This is a genomic window from Flavihumibacter sp. ZG627, from assembly GCF_000814325.1.
In the GTDB taxonomy this organism is placed as follows: Bacteria; Bacteroidota; Bacteroidia; order Chitinophagales; family Chitinophagaceae; genus Flavihumibacter.
Genome location: NZ_JPHF01000002.1, coordinates 13418 through 33071, shown reverse-complemented (window position 1 = coordinate 33071; position 19654 = coordinate 13418). Strand labels below are relative to the sequence as shown.

The following is a 19654-nucleotide window of genomic DNA, read 5'->3' as shown; positions in this document are numbered from 1 at the left end:
CCTTGTTGTTACTTACCTTCTGCAATATTTGATTTGGTGATTTTCCAGTTATTATCAAAAAAACCAGCCAGCTTAATTTCTGATGGACCATTTTTTAGCATGTCCAAACTATAGATCATAAAATCAGGGAAGCCGCTGGCACCAGCAAAGTATTGATTGGCATTTGCGGCATTCATTCCCTTCAATCCAGTACCGGTTACAACGCCAACACTGGCAAAAGAGGAATTCTCCAGAGGCCAAACGAAGTAGGCGCTCAGGTCATCGCCCGTCCAGGTTTTATCACCAGCCTGTATTTGATTTCTTTTAACCTGGATGGGTGAGTTCAATAGCAACTTATTCCAGGCGCTGTTTGTGCTTGCATTCCCAAAAAGGATCACACCCCTGTCCTTATATCGTGTAGGATCAAAATCTTTATCGGCAATTATCTCAACTGCTCCATTGCCACGGTAGTACCATGTTTCGGCATCATAAATAGCCTTGTTATAACTCCATTCATTTTCTTGTTTGTTGCCGGTTGTGCCATACACAAAAATCATGTTGAAGTTAAATGCATCTTTGAATGTGCCATTCCTTATGGGGTTCTTCTCTTGCGCCGTTGGAAATCCTGCAAAAGCCCAACTGTTGTTTTCCTTTTTGAGGATCACAGTATCATTTGCGGAGCTGGTTGTATATTTTATCAGCTGGCTGTCTAGCATGATATTCACAGTAGCGCCTTTCCCAAAATTTTCCAGACCAAATTGAATCAACTCTGTATTTTCAGTAGTACCTGTTATAGTTTTTGCGCTGTTACTTCTTTTAAGTTGGATCCGGCTATAGCGTAGTGGAAACTGTTGTTGCAGAATAGAAGCCCAGCGATAGGATGCAGATATACCTGGATTTGCCGTGCTGAAATCAATTGTATTCACGGCAGTGTCCACAGCAATCTTGTGCCACTTGAAATAGTCGAATATATAGGGCCAGTCAACACTCTCACTTCCTATCCAATGTTCGCCACCCGGGTATTCATAGTAGTTATAATCACTATGAAAATCAGCCAGCACCTTTCTCATTTGTCTTGCATAGGTGACAGGAACAACACGGTCGGCATCACCATGCATTATGTAAACACCTAAAGATTTATAGTTGGTGGCAAGTTTGATTACGTCGCTTTGGTTGCTGGAACGCAGCAGCATTTGTTCAGCAGGTGAATTACTGCTATCTGGAATTAGTCCATCAGCAGAGCCATATCCTTTCAGCGTGGGATAACCCGCGCAAGGTGCGATAGCCGCCCATTTATCGGGATAGGTTGCTCCGAGGAACCATGTGCCATGTCCACCCATTGAATGACCGGTGAGATAAATATGCTGTGGATCCGGTTTGAAGTTTTTCTTTGCCAGGGCAAGTACTTCCAATGCATCAAGCCTTCCCCAGTCTTCCCAGTTAAATCCACGAGGTCGTCGGTTAGTAGCAGCAACCAGTGTTCCCCAATCCTTGGATTGGTAAGCCCTGGCCTGTCCAAGTGCTTCAACTCCCGCCCCATGAACAGACAGGAATAATGCATTACCAGAATCATTTGCTGCAGGCAATTGAGGTGTAACTGCATAGTATTGAAGGCTGCCATCAATATTACTGGTGAAGGTGACACTATACTTATCACCCGGCTCTACACACTCAATTTTTATGGTAGATGTATCAATGAGTTTCTGCTTTTCGAATAGTGAAACACTGCAATCATTCCATCCCTTCTCGGTAATACCGCTCGCATCAAACCTGAATTTGACCTTCCTTGTAGTCATTGGAGGAACCGGTGGTAGCATTGATTTAATCTCCTTCCCTCCCATTGATGTTTTTAATTGAAGGCTGGATAAAGTTTTTGAACTTGTATTGATTACAACTATGGCAGCTTCCAGGTTGCTATTGTCATTTCCTTTAATGATGGAAGGCAGTGTGAGATCATCGGCAGCCAGTGAAACTGCTTTGCCGGGAAAGATAAGATCTGCTGAGATATTTGTGCCTCTTACAAATAGTTCGTTCAATCCCTTTTTTAAGTTCACCGGAATATGCATATAACCGGAGTTATATGGATCGCCCATATGCGGTATACCATTGAAATAAACCCCGCTGTTGCCCTTAATATTCAGTATTGCGGGTTGCGCTTTTGCTGAAGAATATGTAAGGTAGATATACCCCGTTCCACGATCAACCCGATTGGGATTTCCAAAAGTGTTTCCCCTCGCAATCACCCGCCACTGCCGGGTCAGGAACCTGTTGGCACTATCGGCTTTGATCGCCTGCCAGCGTAGGGTGTCCCCTTTTTCCGTGATGTCAAAAACAGCGCCGGCCACCGGTTTACCGAGACTGTTGTTATAAAGTTTCCAGGCCAGCAGATCGGCATATACTGCTTCCCGACCATAACGGCTGCCTGAATTGATCAAAAGGGCCTCCTGAAAATGATGAATTTTTTGGGAAAAAGCTTGAAGGGTGCCAATAAGAAAGGCAGCGAGAATTAGCGATTTATTCAGCATCAGATTTCTTTGAGTATTTTATAAATATACTAAGCCTGAAATATTATGAGATGGGAATAACGTGAAAGTGTATTCGAAACTGCAGATGAATAGTAAAATAAAGAAGGCTCGCAAATAGTTGATATTGTGAGCCTTCTTTAATGTACTTTCTGTTTTTAATCTTCAGTCTGCTTTCGCTAAAGCTACAGCAGACGCGGTGGAGCTGGAGGGAGTCGAACCCTCGTCCAAACATATCCGCCGAAAGTTTTCTACATGCTTATTACTGTATTAATTGTAGAAGGGAAGCAGGAACAGCACGAACCAATTTCCCCCTTAGCTGGATGGTCTTAAGCAAGCGTCACAGCCTTCACTTGCAGCAGCCTGTATTTTGTTTTGAGTCGGCGGCGGAGCTTGGTAACAGACCAACCTGCTCAACGCGGCCCTAATGACTACTTAATCACTGATTAGGCAGCCATGGCATACTGTGTATTGCCATTTGAGTTTTGAATATTCAGATTAACGTGCTAATTATCCAACGCACGACATGCTTATACTCTCAAAGAACTACGCTGTCGAAGCCAATACAGCCCCAGGTCAGGTAAGAAGTGAGATTTAAGAGGTAAGATTTGTGGTCTGACTTTTAAATAACATTCCTTACTGCGGACAGCAAATATAGCACAAATCAGGCGCCATTTTCGTTAACCGATTCTAAAATATACTAGTTTCATGGCATGGTTCAAACTAACCCTGTTAACTGGTATAAAGAGGAGGAGTCAAGCTCCCGAATGAAAAAAGAAGAGCTTGCAAGGCAAAAAAATATTATCGGCTGGATAAGAGTTGGCATTTTTATTCTCGGCGCTGTCATCACCTGGCAAAGCTGGAAGATAAGCATAGCTGCAGCTTTCATTGGTTTTGCAATTGCCGTGGCCGCCTTTCTCTGGCTACTTGCCCGCAGCCTCAACCTCAGCGCACGTATCAGCTTGCTCGAACAACTTATCAATATCCACCAGGAAGAACAGCAGATCGCGGAGCATCATTTCACAAAGAGATATAACGGACATGATCTCGCACCAAAATCACATGCATATGCAGGGGATCTGGATATATTGGGACAGGCTTCAGTTTTCCAGTATATTAATCGTTGTACCAGTGAGCAGGGCAACAGGCAACTAGCAAAGGAATTATTAGCGCCTGAAACAACAGAAGAAATAATGTTACGTCAGAAGGCTGCCGCGGAAATTGCTTTGGAACCTGCGTGGAGTACTATATTCCAGGCTACCGGAATTTCGGAATCTGTTACCCTGAAAACAGAAACCCGCATCTCCGAATGGATGCAGCAATCATCTGCTTTTCTGCCCAAGCGATCCTGGAAATTGCTGGCAATAATATTTCCTCTCATTTCACTGGGCTCTCTCCTATTTCATATTATCGGATTGCTGGATGCCTCTGTCTTCTACCTGCTGGTTCTGGTATATGTGGTCATCGCCTTTTCCATTACCCGGAAAGCAACTCCTCAATACCGCATACTGGATAAGATCGTTCCCGAATTGAAAACACTTTCTTCTTCCCTTCTGCATATTGAATCTTCACCATTCAGCGCTGTAAAGCTGAGAGCTATACGGGAGAAATTAATTCCTGCTAATGCGCCTGCGGCATCGGCATCAATCAGGCTGCTGGAAAAGATTCTTGACCGGTTCGACTATCGCCTGAACCCACTGGTATTTCTTTTTCTGAACAGTTTTTTATTGTGGGATCTGCGCCAGATCCTCTCCCTTGAAAAATGGAAAAATGATCATGGTAGCGATACATCTCAATGGTTCCAAGCATTAGCCGAAATGGAAATGCTGAACAGCCTGGGACGTGCGGCGTTTAATCATCCCCGGTGGACCTTCCCCACCATAAATGCAGAGCATGGGCGATACCATGCCATATCACTTGGTCATCCCCTTATACCTGAGGGAAAGAGGGTGAACAATGATTTCAGTACGTCGGGCCGACCAGCCATCTCACTCATCACGGGATCAAATATGGCAGGTAAGAGCACCTTCCTTCGCAGTATGGGCGTTAACCAGGTACTTGCAATGGCTGGAGCTCCGGTTTGTGCTCACTCACTTGAAGTGGCCAATATGCGCATCATGAGCAGTATGCGAATCGCAGATAACCTCGAGGAAAATGCCTCTACTTTTTATGCAGAACTAAGCAAACTGAAATCGATCATTGAATCCGTAAATGCAAAGGAACCGGTCTTCCTTTTGCTTGATGAGATACTCAGAGGTACCAACTCCCACGATCGCCACACTGGCTCGAGGGCCTTGCTGCAACAACTGGTAAAACAGGATGCCTGCGGTATGCTGGCTACTCATGATCTTGCCCTTACAGAGCTATCGAACTCATTCCCCGATGCCATCAGCAACTATCATTTCGATGTTTCCGTTGAAGGAGAAGAATTGTATTTTGATTACAAACTCAAACCAGGTATCTGCCAAAGCATGAACGCTTCCATTCTCATGAAGAAGATTGGAATAGACCTGGGAGGTTAGGTGTTTGACACTTACACTTATTTAAACAGCCGGAAAATATCCAGACCCAGTGCATAGGCCATCAGTCCCAGCAGTAACACCATACCCACCATCTGCGCGTACTCCATGAACTTATCACTGGGTTTTCGGCCGCTCACCATTTCGAAAATGGTGAAGAGGGCATGACCTCCATCAAGACCGGGAATGGGAAGTATATTCATCAGCGCCAGCACCAGCGAGAAAAATGCTGTCAGGCTCCAGAACTGCATCCAGTCCCACTGCGGCGCAAACATTTTACCGATACTGATAACGCTTCCGAGTGATTCATTTGTATTGACCTTACCACTGAAGATAAGCTTCAGTTGCAGCCAGTATGATTCAAGTGTTTCTATGCTTTTCTTGAAGCCGGCAGGAATCGCTTCCAGGAAACCATAACTGATTTCCTTCACTTCAAACTGGTCCTTGGGCGACATATTATAAACACCAATGGTACCCGACGCAGGAACGGTCATGGCTACCTGTAGAGTATCAGTTCCGCGAAGCACCACCATATTTACTTCCTTTCCTTTATTGGTCTGAACCGTTTTGCGGAAATCGTGGAAAAACGCGGTGGACTTACCATTCACTGCAATGATCCTGTCATTGGCAAGAATACCTGCATTGGCGGCAGCACTTGTATCAGCAACAGAATCAACGCCCAGAAAAGGCACCCGCATATCAATGAAGTTGATCGTCTTGAAATGGATCAGTTTGGCAGCAAAATCTTCCGGGATGTTTACCGAAACTGGCTTTCCATCACGCTCCACCTCAATTGTATTGGCCCCTTCAAGAATAACTTTGAGCGGGATCTTATTAAAGCGATCGATATATTTTCCGTCAACACTCAGTACTTTATCACCATCACGCAGGCCAATACTCTGTGCAAGTGAATCGGTTGCAATTCCATAAGTGAACTTATTGGTTGGAACATAACTTTCTCCCCAATACCAAAGCATACCGGCATATATCAAAAAACCCAGGATGAGGTTCACTGTTACACCACCCAGCATGATGATGAGTCGCTGCCAGGCTGGCTTGCTGCGAAATTCCCATGGCTGCGCAGGCTGCTTCATCTGCTCCTTGTCCATGCTCTCATCAACCATCCCGGAAATTTTTACATAACCGCCAAAGGGAACCCATCCCAGTCCATATTCTGTTTCACCGATCTTTTTCTTGAAGAGGGAGAACCATGGATTGAAGAAGAGATAAAATTTCTCAACGCGACATTTGAACCATCGCGCAGGCAGAAAATGCCCCAGTTCATGGAGCACTACAATAATGGAAAAGGATAAAATAAATTGCCCTGCCTTAACACCTACTTCCGCCCAGTTAATTGCTAACAAACTCATATTATAAATCAGTGAAATTCAATTTTTAAATAGTGACAAATATCCGGTAAAAAAGGGTAAAGGGATGATAAAATTTTGATAACTGGCAACGTTATTGCATCGGCCGTTGTCAACCTCTAAAATGTTATATGAAAATACCTGTTTTATGTGCTGTGATATTGGCTGGGGCTGCATCCTGCCTGAAAACTGAATCCCTACCACCGGCGGAGAGACTTTATGTTCCCATTACCATAACCGGGGTTGCGCCTATACCTGATGCTGAAGTTGGAGATACCGTGAGCACAAATATCAGTGTTCAGGCACCCAACCTTTGCTACAAGCTGGAGGGATTTGATGTTCGAAGTTCTTCCCTGGGTGTAAACCAATTTGAAGTGCAGGCCATCGCATCTGTTCCTAATCCGCAGAGAGCTGATACTACCTGTCCAACCGGTATATATGCAAAAGATTCAACTTTTAAATTCAAGGTATCTACCGGCGGACGTTATATTCTTCGTTATTATAATAACCAGCAGTTATACCGTGCCGATACTTTTGAAGTGAATTAATGAGGATGGTATAAATCAAAGATGAATAAGCGTGGCAGCAAATTCTCTTGCTTCTGCATCGCTTTCAAAATATTCTTCCAATGTAGGTTGCCCGATAAAGGCAACCTTTTCCATTGTCCTTTCAATTACATCGGTCATATCAAGAAATCCAACACGGTTACGCAGGAATGCAAATACCGCGATCTCATTGGCAGCATTCAGTACGCAGGGAAGATTTCCTCCTTTATGCAATGCCTCAGTAGCGAGCGCCAGGTTGCGGAATGTTTTTATATCAGGCTCTTCGAAATTCAATGTATTAGGCCTGCGAAAATCATATCGGGGAAACTGATTGGCCAGCCTCTGCGGAAAAGCAAGTGCATACTGGATGGGCAGTTTCATATCGGGCAATCCCATCTGTGCTTTAATACTTCCGTCTTCAAATTGCACCATGCTATGAATGATACTCTGCGGATGAACCAACACCTGCACCTGGTCGGGTTTGAGGTTGAATAACCATTTAGCCTCGATCATTTCAAGTCCCTTGTTCATCAGCGTGGCCGAGTCGATCGTGATCTTAGCGCCCATACTCCAGTTAGGGTGCTGCAGGGCATGGTCGCGCTTAACGTTCACGAGGAAATTAGGCTTCTTTCCAAGAAACGGTCCGCCGGAAGCGGTGAGGATGATCTTATCTATGGGATTCAGGTTCTCCCCTACCAGGCATTGAAATATGGCTGAATGTTCACTGTCAACAGGAATGATGGGAACTCTTTTTTCGATGGCCTTCTGCATCACGATATCTCCTGCTACCACAAGTGTTTCTTTATTGGCGAGGGCTACGGCCTTACCTTGTTCAACTGCCTGCAGGGTGGGTTTTAGTCCGGCGAAACCAACAATGCCCGCCAGCATCAGGTCATAGCAATCCATCGCGGCCACTTCTTCCAATGCCTTTTCACCAGCAAAAACTTTTATATCTGTTTTGGCGAGAGCGTCCTTTACCTTCTGGTAGCGGGTTTCATCGCCTATAACTACAATATTTGGATTGAACTGGAGAGCCTGTTTTATAAGCAGGTCATCATTGGATTGCGCGGTGAGCACCTCCGCTGAAAACAGGGATGGATTGGCGGCGATCACTTCAAGTGCCTGCGTACCTATTGAGCCTGTGGATCCAAATATTGCTATACGTTTCTGCATCATTTCTTCAGCTTTTGGGATGGGCGGCAGACCCGCCCTGGCCTGTCGGGAAACGGCAAATTAACGTAATAATTGCTCCAAAGCCGCATTTGTTTGTTGAAAATTGAAGCCCGCCAGCACCTTCTCCATGGCAGCTGCTATTTCCTTATTATGCAGGTTACCGATGCTTCCTTCATGGGTATGCGCCACGCGTGAATCATAGGTATAGCTGCCGTTTTCAATGGCGAGGCCCACCGTTTTATAGGCATCCCTGAAAGGCATTCCCTGCAATACAAGCTTGTTCACTTCCTCAACACTGAAGAGGTATTTGTATTTTTCATCAGCCAGTATATTATCATTTACTGCAATGTTTTCAAGCATGAGGGATGCCATCGCAATACAATCTTTCAGTATTCCAAATGCCGGGAACAGGTTCTCCTTCAGCAACTGCAGATCGCGGTGATAACCTGAAGGCAGATTGGTGGTCATCATCATGATCTCGTTGGGCAATGCTTTAATACGATTAGCATGACTTCTTATCAGCTCAAAAACATCTGGGTTCTTTTTATGCGGCATGATGCTGCTGCCGGTGGTAAGCTCGGGTGGGAAACTTATGAATCCGAAATTCTGGTTGAGGTATAAGCAGGCGTCCATCGAGAGCCTTGCAAGCGTATCAGCGATATTGGCCATGGCCATGGCAACAATACGCTCCGCCTTACCTCTTCCCATCTGCGCATATACAACATTGTGATTGAGATCGGCGAAACCAAGGAGCTCAGCCGTTCTGGTTCTGTTGATTGGGAAAGATGATCCATAACCGGCAGCAGATCCAAGTGGATTTTTATTCACCACTTCATAGGCAGCACGCAACATGATCATATCATCCACCAGACTTTCGGCATAAGCGCCGAACCATAGTCCGAAGGAGGATGGCATGGCCAATTGCAAGTGCGTATAACCGGGAAGAAGGTGGTCTTTGAATTCATCACTTTTCTTTTGAAGTAAAGCAAAGAATGGAAGGATGGATTCAGCGAGCGACTGCAGTTCATCGCGCAGAAAAAGTTTCAGGTCAACCAGCACCTGGTCATTCCTGCTGCGTGCACTATGGATTTTTTTTCCTGTATCACCAAGTGCAGCAGTAAGGAGGAACTCCACCTGCGAGTGCACATCCTCTACTCCATCGGCAATTTGGAATGATCCGCTTTTCACTGTATCATGGATCCTTTTCAACTCCGCCAGCAATTGCTCCTTCTCCGATTCCGTCAGCAGACCGATCTCTGAAAGCATGATAGCATGCGCCATATTACCCAGCACATCATGCCTTGCCATCATGGCATCAAAATGCCGATCATTGCCCACCGTAAATCTTTCTACTTCTGCGAGAGAGCTTATATTCTTTTGCCAGAGTTTCATTGAACCTTTTTAAATGTTGTTTCAATAAGCCTGGTATAGCCTTCTATACCTTCTTCAATTTCCCTAAGGTAAATATATTCATCGGCGGAATGGCTTCGGGCACTATCACCCGGACCCATCTTCAATGCCGCAAACGGGATCAGTGCCTTATCAGAACTGGTAGGTGATCCATAATAACCTTTTCCCATTTCACTGGCAGCATTCACAAGCGGATGATGGAGTGGGATGGCAGTAGCACGCAATCGCATACTTCTGGGTTTCACCTCGCAGTCGATTGATGCTGTGATAATATCAAGTATTTCTTCGTGTGTGTAAGCATCCGTAACCCTGATATCAACCGTAAACTGGCAGGTGACCGGCACTACATTATGTGCCTTATTATCTGTGATGATAGAGGTCACATTCATCTTGACCATCCCAAGTGTTTCAGACTCTTTTGGAAATCTATGATTCCTGAACCATTGGATGGCATCCATTGCCTTGTATATGGCATTTACACCCTCTTCCCTGGCTGCATGTCCGGCTTTACCATGGGCGATGCAATCAAGCACCAGGAGGCCTTTCTCGGCTACAGCCAGTTCCATTTGGGTGGGTTCACCAACAATGGCCGACCAGTTTTGAAAGGTGTTATTCAATGTTCCTGTGGTGGAAAGAAATTCTTCCTCGTTCAATAATGCCTCAATGCCATTTTTGCCGGAGATCTCTTCTTCGGCCGTGGCGGCCAGAACAATGTTCCAGGGAAGATCTTTCGCGTTATAAAAATAAATGAAGGCAGCTATGAGTGATACCAGCGGCCCACCCGCATCATTACTACCCAATCCATATAGTTTTCCTTCCTCCATAACTGGTTGGAAAGGATCCTTCGTGTATTGTGGGTTAGGCTTAACAGTATCGTGATGTGAGTTCAGCAGTAAGGTGGGCCTTGACTTGTCGAAATACTTATTTACTGCCCATACATTATTAAGATATCGATGTGCATCAATGTTATGCTTTTTAAAAAAGGAAACCAATATATCAGCCGTACCCGATTCTTCTTTACTGAATGATGGTGTGCGGATAAGGGATTGCAGGAGGCTAATGGCATCCGTGGCAAGCAGCTTTATTTTATTGGGATCAATCATGCGGTGATCAGGGTTCCGGTTGTTGGTTGGGATGTATTTTGGAGGAGATCATCGGCATGCCCTATCAATACTTCGTTTACTCCCGCATCAATTGCTGCAAATGCATTGTCGAGTTTTGGGAGAATACCGGCGAATAATTTATTGTCGACTTTTAATTGCTGGTAGGAGGCTTTCGTAATAACCGGCAATACTGAGTTTTCATCCTCCACGTATTCTAGTACGCCTTTCTTTTCAAAGCAATAGATCAGTCTAACGGTATAATCTTTCGACAAAGCGACTGCAATAGCGGATGCCATGGTATCGGCATTGGTATTCAGTATTTGACCGGCTCCATCATGTGTGAGTGGAGCAAGTACCGGAACGATATCCTGCTCCAATAAAACCTGCCATTGATCTGCGGGAATCCTGTCCTGCAGTATATCACCCACCCATCCATAATCGATTTCTTTTACCGGTCTTTTCATTGCGGGCAACATATTTCCATCGGCGCCGGTAATACCCATGGCATTGCAGTTCCTGGCCTGCAGCTTTGCCACGATCTGTTTGTTTAGCAGTCCGCCGTATACCATGGTAACAAGGTCAATGGTAGCATCATCGGTAATGCGGCGGCCATCTATATACTTAGATTCTATTCCCAGTTTATCACCGATACGGGTGGCGATCTTTCCACCCCCATGCACTAATATCTTATTCCCATTCACTGCTGCAAAATCAGCGAGGAATGCATCCAGTGCTTCTGGATGGTCGATCACATTACCACCGATCTTTATGACAAATAATGGGGGTTTCAATTTTGCTTTTTTTGATTTTCTTTCTATTGACTATTGCCCATTGCCTATTGCCTACTGCCTATTGCCTACTGCCTATTCCCTATTATCTCCGCAAGCACCGCCTGCGCCGCCCACACCCTGTTGCCGGCCTCCGTGGTCACTAAGCTGTTCGGTCCATCCAGTATCTCATCACTCAATTCAACATTCCGACGCACGGGCAGGCAATGCATAACGCGTGCATTATTGGTGAGACCAAGTTTTTCATTCGTCATCATCCAACTCATATCGTTGCTGAGAATCTGTCCATACTGCTTATAGCTGCTCCAGTTTTTCACATATACAAAGTCGGCGTCTTTTAGGGCTTCATCCTGGTTATGGGTGATAGTTGCACCCCTGCTGAAACTTTCTTCCAGTTCATAGCCTTCCGGATGGGTGATAATAAAATCTGCCTTTCCCCATGCGTTCACCCATTGAGCGAAACTATTGGCAACACATTGCGGAAGTGCCTTCACATGTGGTGCCCAGGTAAGCACAACTTTGGATTTTCGGTTTGCAAATTGAGGGTTAAGACTTCGCTGCGTGGCGAGATATTCTTCAATTGTAATGATATCTGTTAAGCTCTGAAGCGGATGCAGGGTTGCGCTCTCCAGACTCACAATCGGGATACCTGCATACCGGATAAACTGGTTAATATATTTTTCACTGTAGTCCTCTTCCCTGTTTTTCAGCGAGGGGAATGTGCGGATACAAAGGATATCAAAGTATTTGCCCATGATGGGCGCTGCATCTTTTACATGCTCGGCAGTGGTTCCGTTCATGATGGCGCCTTCTTCAAATTCTATCGCCCATCCCTCACTGCCTACATTAAAAACAACCGCTTCCATGCCCAATTGCTGTGCTGCCACCTGTGTGCTCAACCTTGTGCGCATGCTGGGATTCAGGAACAACATCCCAATACGTTTGCGGGCACCGAGCGTGTTATGGCGGTAGGGATCGGCCTTATAAGAAAGGGCCAGCGCCACCAGCGCATCTATGTCGGTTACATCATTTACGGAAACGAATTGTTTCATGTATGCTGAATTGAAATCTTGTTATTAGTTCATCTCTTCGTGCACTGCAGTAAGAAACTTATCTGCATCCTGCTTCGTTAATGCAAGTGATGGCAGCAGGCGGATCACATTCGGTTTTGCCTCACCGGTAAAGATGCGATGCTTCCAGAGCAGGTTCTTACGCAGATCCTTATGCGACTCGGGTACATCGAAGCCAATCATCAATCCAGCCCCTCTCACATTTTCCAAATGGGGGATGGATCTCAGGTGTTCCATCAGGTAGCTCCCGATCTCCGCTGCATTTTCAAGCAGATTCTCGTTCTCCATCACTTCCAGCACGCCAAGTGCAGCTGCGCAGGCCAGATGGTTTCCCCCGAAAGTTGTACCCAGCATTCCATGCTTAGGCTGCAGGTGTGGTGCAATAGAAATGGCGCCGATCGGGAATCCATTTCCCATGCCTTTGGCCATACTATAAATATCGGCATTTATACCGGCATGGTCGTGGGAGTAAAACCTGCCCGTTCTTCCATAACCGCATTGAACGGAGTCTGCAATAAAAACCGCGCCATGCGCATCGCAGAGCTGGCGGATGGTTTGAAGAAATTCAGCGGAAGCAACTTTGATTCCCCCTACGCCTTGTATGCCTTCAACGATAACGGCTGCAACCTGCTCGCCCTGTGCACTGAAGCAGGCTTTCAGCGCCGCTACATCATTGAAGGGAAGGAAGATCACATTCGCTGTCTGGTTGATGGGTGCTAAGATGGCTGGATTATCAGTAACGGCAACGGCCAGTGAAGTGCGCCCATGAAAGGCATTCTTAAAAGCGATCACTTTTTTTCTGCCGGTATGAAAGGAAGCCAGTTTGAGCGCATTCTCATTTGCTTCTGCACCGGAGTTGCAAAGGAATAGCTGGTAATTATTCTTGCCAGATATCCGTCCCAGCTTGTCAGCGAGTTCTGTTTGTTGTGGAATTAACACAGAATTGGAATAAAATGCGATCTGCTCCAACTGGGCTTCAATGCGTTTTACCCAATGCGGGTGTGTATGACCGATAGAGATGACAGCATGGCCGCCATACATATCGAGGTATTCATTACCTGCATCATCCCAAACAGAAGATCCCTTTGCATGGGTGATGGTGATATTATTAAGTGGGTATACGTCGAAAAGTTTCATTGCTGCTTGTTTTAAAAATATCCTGCCTTTAATCTGAGGCCTGTATCTTCCGGCAGACCAAACATGAGGTTCATATTCTGCACTGCCTGTCCACTGGCGCCTTTCAGGAGATTGTCGATCACCGAATGCACCACCAGCTTCTCTCCCACTTTCTCCAGTTGGATGATCGCCTTATTGGTATTCACCACCTGCTTCAGGAAAATTGGCTCCCTGCTGATAAAGGTGAATGGATGGTTGGTATAATAATCAATGTACATGTTCTCCAGCTCCTGGTAACCAAGGGCCATATGCATGGTTGAACTGATAAATATTCCACGTGTAAAATCTCCGCGCCAGGGAACAAAGCTGAGGTCAATGGCAGCATCGGGTTGCCAATGACGAAGACTCTGCCCTATTTCACCAAGGTGCTGATGTGTGAGTGTTTTATAGGCCTGGATATTATTGGATCTCCAGCTGAAATGTGAGGTGGCGGAAAGCGATTGTCCCGCACCGGTAGAACCTGTTATTCCTGTTGTATAGATCTCGTTTAAGAATCCGGCTTTGGCCAGCGGTAATAATCCCAGTTGAATGGAAGTAGCAAAGCAACCTGGATTTGCGATGGCGCGGGCGGTGCGAATGGCATCCCTGTTTAATTCAGGAAGGCCATATATGAATTGTATGGTATCGTTGCCGGCAAGTTCAAGGGTGGACTGCTCCGCTAACCTGAAATCATTGGAAAGGTCGATCAGTTTTACATGAGCTGCAGGCGGATTTGCCTGCAGGAATTTTCTCGCCTCACCATGACCGGTACAGAGGAATAAAACATCGATCTCCTGGTGGAGTTCACTGGTGAAGAGTATTTCTGTTTCACCCAGGAGATCCTGGTGCACTTTGTGGAGTGGCATTCCCGCGCTGCTGTTACTATGAACAAAAACGATTTCTGCATGGGGATGATTGATCAATAAACGCAGTAATTCTCCCCCGGTATAACCTGCCCCGCCAATAATTCCGATTCTGATCCGCATAAGAAAATGTTTTATTTATTCCGAGTCAGCTTATTACTTACTACCTGCCGCCTCCTCATTCACTGCATTCCAGATGGCTGTCTGGTTGCCGAAGATCTTGCTGAAGCCCCGAACATCTTCGCCGGTGAAGCCGGTATTCATCTCACCGTATTTACCAAATTTTGCCGACATCAGATCGTAGGGAGATTCTATCCCGATCACCTGGAAACGGTATGGCAACAATTGCACATATACATCACCGGTAACATTTGACTGGGAATGCTCGAGGAAGGTTTCGATATCACGCATAACGGGATCAAGGATCTGCCCTTCATGAAGCCAGTTTCCATAGAATAATGCGAGCTGGTCTTTCCAGTTCAGCTGCCATTTGGTAAGAACATGTTTCTCGAGGGCATGATGGGCTTTGAGGATGACCATGGGCGCGGCGGCTTCAAATCCAACCCTGCCCTTGATCCCGATGATGGTATCGCCCACATGAATATCACGGCCGATGCCAAATGGACCGGCAATGGTTTGCAAATATTGAATGGCTTTTGAGGGGTGATCGAAACTGCGGTCATTGATAGCAGTTAGTTCACCTTTTTCGAAATGCAGTATAACTTCTTCGGCTTCCGATTTGGTTACCTGTGTAGGCCATGCCTCTTCGGGAAGAATTCCTTTTGAGTTCAGGGTTTCTTTACCGCCAACGCTTGTTCCCCATAATCCTTTATTGATGGAGTAGGCCGCTTTCTCGAAATTCAACTCCACACCTTTTGCTTTGAGGTATTCGATTTCCGCTTCCCTGCTGAGTTTGAGGTCACGTATGGGGGTGATGATCTCCACCCCCGGAATCATGATATGAAACACCATATCGAATCTAACCTGGTCGTTTCCCGCACCCGTACTGCCATGGGCAACCGCAGTTGCGCCAAGCTTTTTAACATGCTCTGCTATATGCAGTGCCTGGCTCAGTCTTTCTGCGCTTACACTTAGGGGATAGGTATTGTTCTTGAGGACGTTTCCGTAGATCAGGTAGCGCAGTATCCTGTCATAGTATCCTTCAACTGCATCAATGGTAGTATGTGATTTCACGCCCAGCTTGTAGGCGTGTGCTTCAATATTTTTCAGTTCATCTTCCGTGAATCCACCGGTATTAACGATGATGGAATGCACTTCATATCCTTTGTCTTCACTGAGATATTTAACGCAGAAGGTGGTATCGAGGCCACCGCTAAATCCAAGTACAACTTTCTGTGACATCGGTATTTAAACTGTTTTAAAGATTAAAGAAGAAATTCAGCAACGAGAACATTTTCTTTTTCTCGCCTCCGCCCCCGCCGGCATTTTCAGCGGAATTCTTTTTGCGGAATGCTTTGATAAACCGTGATTGTTTGAACCTTAGCAGTCGCTCATATGCTTTTGAATGCTGCTTGAAATCTTCCGCCGTTTCTTCGGGTTGGTAATGGTCTTTGGGATCATAGAGCATGGCAGTACAGAAGCAGTTCTTTCTTTCCTTGCTCATCAGGATATCGTAATTCACACAGCTCTTGCAGCCGGCCCAGAAGGCTTCATCCTGCGTGAGTTCAGAATAGGTAACGGGTTCGTAACCGAGGTCGCTGTTGATCTTCATCACGGCGAGGCCGGTGGTGAGACCGAATAATTTTGCATCAGGGAAGAGGGTCCTCGACAATTCGAAGATACGTTCTTTGATACGCTTGGCTATTCCGCTCTTGCGAAATTCTGGCGCAACGATCAGTCCCGAGTTGGCAACATACTCGCCATGACTCCAGGTTTCGATATAACAGAATCCAACCCATACACCATCTTCTGTAACGGCGATTACGGATTTCCCTTCGCGCATCTTTTGCTCGATATATTCCGGCGAACGTTTGGCGATACCGGTTCCGCGAGCTTTTGCAGACGATTCCATCTCATCGGTGATGATGGTTGAATAATGAATATCCTCGGGAGTGGCTACCCTCACGATAACGGATGTATTTTCCAACTGGCAGTAAATTAAGGATCAGTAAATTTTTAGCGTACACTTCGGGTGTAAGAATAAAATTCCGTGGGGCTTTTTTCACTGATAGGGACCTTTGCAAAGGGCTCGTCCTATCAGCATCCACGTCGGGAGTGGGTGCACAAACAAAAGGAAGCCTCCGGCGAGAATACAACCTGGCAATCCATCTGGAAGGGAGCGCTATGTTGTTGGAATGCTTTCATCTTATAATGTATATGCCTTTTGTTTTTAAATAACGATGCCAAAATTATGCCTTTTGCAGAATAACGAACAAAATAAAATTTAAGTATTTGTTATTTCTCCAAGGATATGGCCAAAAACAAAGATAATTTCTAACGATTGTTAGTTACCCGTCTGACATCCGTCATGACGGATGTCAGACGGACCCCAGGGGTCTGTCGCGACAGATGCTTGACGTCTGTCCTGACGGATGTCAGACGGGTATTTATTCCGTCCAGGGACCCAATGCCTCAGCGAGTTTGCGGTCGTTACTGAGACGGGGAACCTTGTTCTGTCCGCCGAGCTTACCGACACTTTTCATGTAATCGATGAAACCGTTTTTCCTGACACGCGTGATGCGCAACGGTAAAAGGATATTTCCCTTTATCAGATCGTCGTAGTAGATATTTTTCGCGCGCAGGTTATTGTTGACTAGTAAAGTAAACGCTTCCATGTTCTCGGGTTCGGAACCAAATTCCACAAACCATTCGTGGTAAGATTTCCCCTTGTCCTGGGAAATAAGTGGGGCCACGGTGAACTCGGTGATATGTACGCCGGCCTCGGTGGCAGCTTTCATCAGACTGTATTCCACTTCTTCGCCGATCACATGTTCGCCAAAGGCAGAGATAAAATGTTTGATACGTCCCGATACAATAATGCGGTAAGGATCCAGCGAAACAAACTTCACGGTATCGCCGAGGTTATAACTCCAGAGTCCGGCATTACTATTAATAAGGAGGGCGTAGTTCTCGCCAACTTTAACCTCATGCAAGCCGAGCCTGGTTGGATTCTCGGAGAATATTTCTGCAGCGGGAACAAATTCGAACCAGATGCCGCTGTTGGTATTAAGCAGCAGCCCCTCTGCATTTTGAGAATCCTGGAACGCGAAAAATCCTTCAGATGCAGGGAAGGTTTCGATGGTGGCAACCTCGCGCCCGATACTTTCGAATAGCCTTGCCCGGTAGGGATCAAAATTAACCCCGCCATGTACCATCACAGAAAAATCGGGGAAGAGTTCGCTGATCTTTTTACCACTGAGTTCCTGCAGGCGGTCGAAATACATCTGCATCCATGGTGGTATCCCACTGATGAGGGTCATATTGCGATTCATCGTTTCCTGCACGATCTTATCCAGCTTGGTTTCCCAATCGTCGATGCAATTGGTTTCATAAGTGGGCAACTGGTTCTTGCGCAGATAGCTGGGGATATGGTGGTTCACGATACCGCTGAGCCGGCCGGTAGGAACCCCACCTACCCTTTCCAGTTCGGGGGAGCCCGAGAGGAAGATCATATTACCATCGGCGAATGCGCTGTTTCCGCTTTCGGCCATATAACATAATAAGGCGTTGCGGGCAGTATTGATATGGTTGGGGATCGAGTCCTTGGTTATGGGGATATACTTCACCCCGCTGGTGGTACCTGAGGTTTTGGCGAAGTAAATGGGTTTGCCCTTCCATAATATATTATGCTTGCCTTCCTTCACCTGTTCGATCCATGGTTTCAGCTGTTCATAATCACGGATGGGGACGGCCTGGCGAAATTCCTCCGGCGTGTTCACAGATTCAAGATGGTGATCCTGCCCAAACTGGGTGGTTGCAACCGTATTCAGGAGACTCTTGAAAAGGTTATCCTGATCTGCAACTGCCTGCTGCATAGACCTTTTTACCTGTTTGGATACGTAGGAAGCAAAGGGTTTAGCAAGGAATGACTTGAATTTCATTTGTAGAAGGAGGATGGTGCCGCAAATTTAGGGGCTGATTTGCTCTAATCGACCTAAATTTGCTGTAATTATTTCTAAAAATCTGTTTGCAGGTATGGATTTTCCCCTTACCTTTGCACTCCTAATTTTGGTAAGTTATGTTTGCAGTTGTTAAAATAGCCGGTCAGCAATTCAAGGTCGAAAAAGACCAAACTTTGTATGTACCTCAATTGTCAGGTAACGCCGGCGACAAAGTGGAATTCCCCGAAGTATTGCTGGTTGATAACGACGGAAGCCTGACATCAGGTGACGCTGTTAAAGCCATAGTGAAAGCAGAGATCGTTGATCACCTCCAGGGTGATAAAGTGATTGCTTTCAAAATGAAAAGGAGGAAAGGTTTCCGTAAGAAGCTTGGTCACAGGAAACACTATACTAAAATTAAGATCAACGAAATCGCTTAATCTGGTATTTAGAATACCGTATAAAATTCATTCGTCATGGCACACAAAAAAGGTGAAGGCAGTGTAAAGAACGGCCGCGATTCACAAAGCAAACGCCTCGGTGTAAAGATCTATGGTGGTCAACCTGCAATTGCTGGTAACATCATTATTCGTCAGCGTGGTACTCAATACCATCCTGGTAAAAACGTTGGTGTTGGAAAAGATTTTACAATCTTCGCATTAACTGATGGTGTAGTAGAATTCAGAAAGACAAGAGAGAATAAAACCATCGTTTCTGTGTCGGCTGTTGAAGTTGTTGCTTAATCATTTCCGATTAAAACAACAAAAAAAAATTTTGCAGTTTCAGATTAGTTTATATTTTTACTATTGGTAACCCATTTACTAATCATTAAATTCTAACAAAATGGCAACTGCAAAAAAAGCCGCTCCAAAAAAAGCTGCTGCAAAAAAAGCCGCTCCAAAAAAAGCCGCTGCTAAGAAAGCCGCCCCAAAGAAGGCCGCTAAAAAAGTAGCTAAGAAAGCTGCTCCTAAAAAAGCTGCTGCAAAGAAAGCCGCTCCTAAAAAGGCTGCTAAAAAAGCCGCTCCGAAGAAAGCTGCTGCTAAGAAAGCCGCTCCTAAAAAAGCTGCTAAGAAAGCTGCTCCTAAGAAGGCTTAATCAT

17 protein-coding genes and 1 other RNA gene are annotated in these 19654 nt (G+C 45.7%); 5 read left to right on the top strand and 13 right to left on the bottom strand.

Annotated features, from left to right (window positions below; genetic code table 11):
- Positions 1-8: 8 nt before the first annotated feature.
- Complete coding sequence (locus tag HY58_RS03540) at positions 9-2504, bottom strand: prolyl oligopeptidase family serine peptidase (protein ID WP_039128147.1); 2496 nt, start codon at positions 2502-2504, stop codon at positions 9-11.
- A 194-nt stretch (positions 2505-2698) separates the two neighbouring features.
- Positions 2699-3074, bottom strand: a transfer-messenger RNA (tmRNA) gene (ssrA, locus tag HY58_RS19140).
- Between the two features lie 140 nt (positions 3075-3214).
- On the opposite strand from ssrA, the gene HY58_RS03535 reads away from it, so the two are divergent.
- On the top strand, positions 3215-5023 hold the full coding sequence (locus HY58_RS03535; protein WP_039128144.1) for a MutS family DNA mismatch repair protein: 1809 nt from the start codon (positions 3215-3217) through the stop codon (positions 5021-5023).
- 17 nt (positions 5024-5040) lie between these two features.
- On the opposite strand, the gene rseP is transcribed toward HY58_RS03535, so the two are convergent.
- Positions 5041-6390 carry an RIP metalloprotease RseP gene (gene rseP, locus HY58_RS03530; RefSeq protein WP_039128140.1) on the bottom strand — a complete coding sequence of 450 codons (1350 nt, stop codon included), beginning with the start codon at positions 6388-6390 and terminating at the stop codon, positions 5041-5043.
- A 128-nt stretch (positions 6391-6518) separates the two neighbouring features.
- Between rseP and HY58_RS03525 the strand changes: the two genes are divergently transcribed.
- Complete coding sequence (locus HY58_RS03525; protein ID WP_039128136.1) at positions 6519-6935, top strand: hypothetical protein; 417 nt, start codon at positions 6519-6521, stop codon at positions 6933-6935.
- A 15-nt stretch (positions 6936-6950) separates the two neighbouring features.
- Here HY58_RS03525 and HY58_RS03520 read toward each other — a convergent pair whose 3' ends face one another.
- The 10 genes from HY58_RS03520 to HY58_RS03475 form a co-directional block, all read right to left on the bottom strand.
- Positions 6951-8108: a 1-deoxy-D-xylulose-5-phosphate reductoisomerase gene (locus HY58_RS03520; protein WP_039128133.1), complete on the bottom strand. Its 1158-nt coding sequence runs from the start codon at positions 8106-8108 to the stop codon at positions 6951-6953.
- Between the two features lie 57 nt (positions 8109-8165).
- Positions 8166-9497, bottom strand: a complete 1332-nt coding sequence (argH, locus tag HY58_RS03515; RefSeq protein ID WP_039128128.1) for an argininosuccinate lyase — start codon at positions 9495-9497, stop codon at positions 8166-8168.
- A complete protein-coding gene (locus HY58_RS03510) occupies positions 9494-10618 on the bottom strand; it encodes a M20 family metallo-hydrolase (RefSeq protein ID WP_039128125.1) in 1125 nt (374 codons plus the stop codon). Before HY58_RS03510 ends, argH begins: the two co-directional genes overlap by 4 nt.
- Positions 10615-11409 carry an acetylglutamate kinase gene (argB, locus tag HY58_RS03505; protein WP_039128123.1) on the bottom strand — a complete coding sequence of 265 codons (795 nt, stop codon included), beginning with the start codon at positions 11407-11409 and terminating at the stop codon, positions 10615-10617. Before argB ends, HY58_RS03510 begins: the two co-directional genes overlap by 4 nt.
- A gap of 65 nt (positions 11410-11474) precedes the next feature.
- Positions 11475-12458, bottom strand: coding sequence for an acetylornithine carbamoyltransferase (locus HY58_RS03500; RefSeq protein ID WP_039128119.1), 984 nt, complete (start codon positions 12456-12458; stop codon positions 11475-11477).
- Positions 12459-12482: 24 nt separating this feature from the next.
- Positions 12483-13613, bottom strand: coding sequence for an aspartate aminotransferase family protein (locus HY58_RS03495; protein ID WP_039128116.1), 1131 nt, complete (start codon positions 13611-13613; stop codon positions 12483-12485).
- A gap of 11 nt (positions 13614-13624) precedes the next feature.
- Entirely contained in the window at positions 13625-14617 is a 993-nt protein-coding gene (gene argC / locus HY58_RS03490; protein WP_039128111.1) for an N-acetyl-gamma-glutamyl-phosphate reductase, read from the bottom strand.
- Positions 14618-14650: 33 nt separating this feature from the next.
- Entirely contained in the window at positions 14651-15856 is a 1206-nt protein-coding gene (gene argG, locus HY58_RS03485; RefSeq protein WP_039128107.1) for an argininosuccinate synthase, read from the bottom strand.
- A 16-nt stretch (positions 15857-15872) separates the two neighbouring features.
- Positions 15873-16601: a GNAT family N-acetyltransferase gene (locus tag HY58_RS03480; RefSeq protein ID WP_039128104.1), complete on the bottom strand. Its 729-nt coding sequence runs from the start codon at positions 16599-16601 to the stop codon at positions 15873-15875.
- Between the two features lie 460 nt (positions 16602-17061).
- Positions 17062-18489, bottom strand: a complete 1428-nt coding sequence (locus HY58_RS03475; protein WP_253271496.1) for a GH3 auxin-responsive promoter family protein — start codon at positions 18487-18489, stop codon at positions 17062-17064.
- Positions 18490-18692: 203 nt separating this feature from the next.
- On the opposite strand from HY58_RS03475, the gene rplU reads away from it, so the two are divergent.
- The 3 genes from rplU to HY58_RS03460 all read left to right on the top strand — a co-directional run bounded on the left by rplU (position 18693) and on the right by HY58_RS03460 (position 19650).
- The gene (gene rplU, locus HY58_RS03470; RefSeq protein ID WP_039128099.1) at positions 18693-18995 is read left to right on the top strand and encodes a 50S ribosomal protein L21; all 303 of its coding nucleotides are present in this window, start codon (positions 18693-18695) and stop codon (positions 18993-18995) included.
- Positions 18996-19031: 36 nt separating this feature from the next.
- Positions 19032-19298 carry a 50S ribosomal protein L27 gene (rpmA, locus tag HY58_RS03465; protein ID WP_039128098.1) on the top strand — a complete coding sequence of 89 codons (267 nt, stop codon included), beginning with the start codon at positions 19032-19034 and terminating at the stop codon, positions 19296-19298.
- 100 nt (positions 19299-19398) lie between these two features.
- Positions 19399-19650, top strand: a complete 252-nt coding sequence (locus HY58_RS03460; protein ID WP_039128095.1) for a hypothetical protein — start codon at positions 19399-19401, stop codon at positions 19648-19650.
- Positions 19651-19654 lie beyond the last annotated feature (4 nt).

Bases quoted from the DNA above. Each gene is read 5' to 3' on its own strand.
- HY58_RS03535 (WP_039128144.1), top strand. From the start codon at position 3,215: ATGGTTCAAACTAACCCTGTTAACTGGTATAAAGAGGAGGAGTCAAGC.
- rseP (WP_039128140.1), bottom strand. From the start codon at position 6,390: ATGAGTTTGTTAGCAATTAACTGGGCGGAAGTAGGTGTTAAGGCAGGG.
- HY58_RS03525 (WP_039128136.1), top strand. From the start codon at position 6,519: ATGAAAATACCTGTTTTATGTGCTGTGATATTGGCTGGGGCTGCATCC.
- argC (WP_039128111.1), bottom strand. From the start codon at position 14,617: ATGCGGATCAGAATCGGAATTATTGGCGGGGCAGGTTATACCGGGGGA.
- HY58_RS03510 (WP_039128125.1), bottom strand. From the start codon at position 10,618: ATGATTGATCCCAATAAAATAAAGCTGCTTGCCACGGATGCCATTAGC.
- argH (WP_039128128.1), bottom strand. From the start codon at position 9,497: ATGAAACTCTGGCAAAAGAATATAAGCTCTCTCGCAGAAGTAGAAAGA.
- argG (WP_039128107.1), bottom strand. From the start codon at position 15,856: ATGTCACAGAAAGTTGTACTTGGATTTAGCGGTGGCCTCGATACCACC.
- HY58_RS03520 (WP_039128133.1), bottom strand. From the start codon at position 8,108: ATGATGCAGAAACGTATAGCAATATTTGGATCCACAGGCTCAATAGGT.
- HY58_RS03500 (WP_039128119.1), bottom strand. From the start codon at position 12,458: ATGAAACAATTCGTTTCCGTAAATGATGTAACCGACATAGATGCGCTG.
- rpmA (WP_039128098.1), top strand. From the start codon at position 19,032: ATGGCACACAAAAAAGGTGAAGGCAGTGTAAAGAACGGCCGCGATTCA.
- HY58_RS03495 (WP_039128116.1), bottom strand. From the start codon at position 13,613: ATGAAACTTTTCGACGTATACCCACTTAATAATATCACCATCACCCAT.
- HY58_RS03475 (WP_253271496.1), bottom strand. From the start codon at position 18,489: ATGCAGCAGGCAGTTGCAGATCAGGATAACCTTTTCAAGAGTCTCCTG.
- rplU (WP_039128099.1), top strand. From the start codon at position 18,693: ATGTTTGCAGTTGTTAAAATAGCCGGTCAGCAATTCAAGGTCGAAAAA.
- HY58_RS03540 (WP_039128147.1), bottom strand. From the start codon at position 2,504: ATGCTGAATAAATCGCTAATTCTCGCTGCCTTTCTTATTGGCACCCTT.
- HY58_RS03460 (WP_039128095.1), top strand. From the start codon at position 19,399: ATGGCAACTGCAAAAAAAGCCGCTCCAAAAAAAGCTGCTGCAAAAAAA.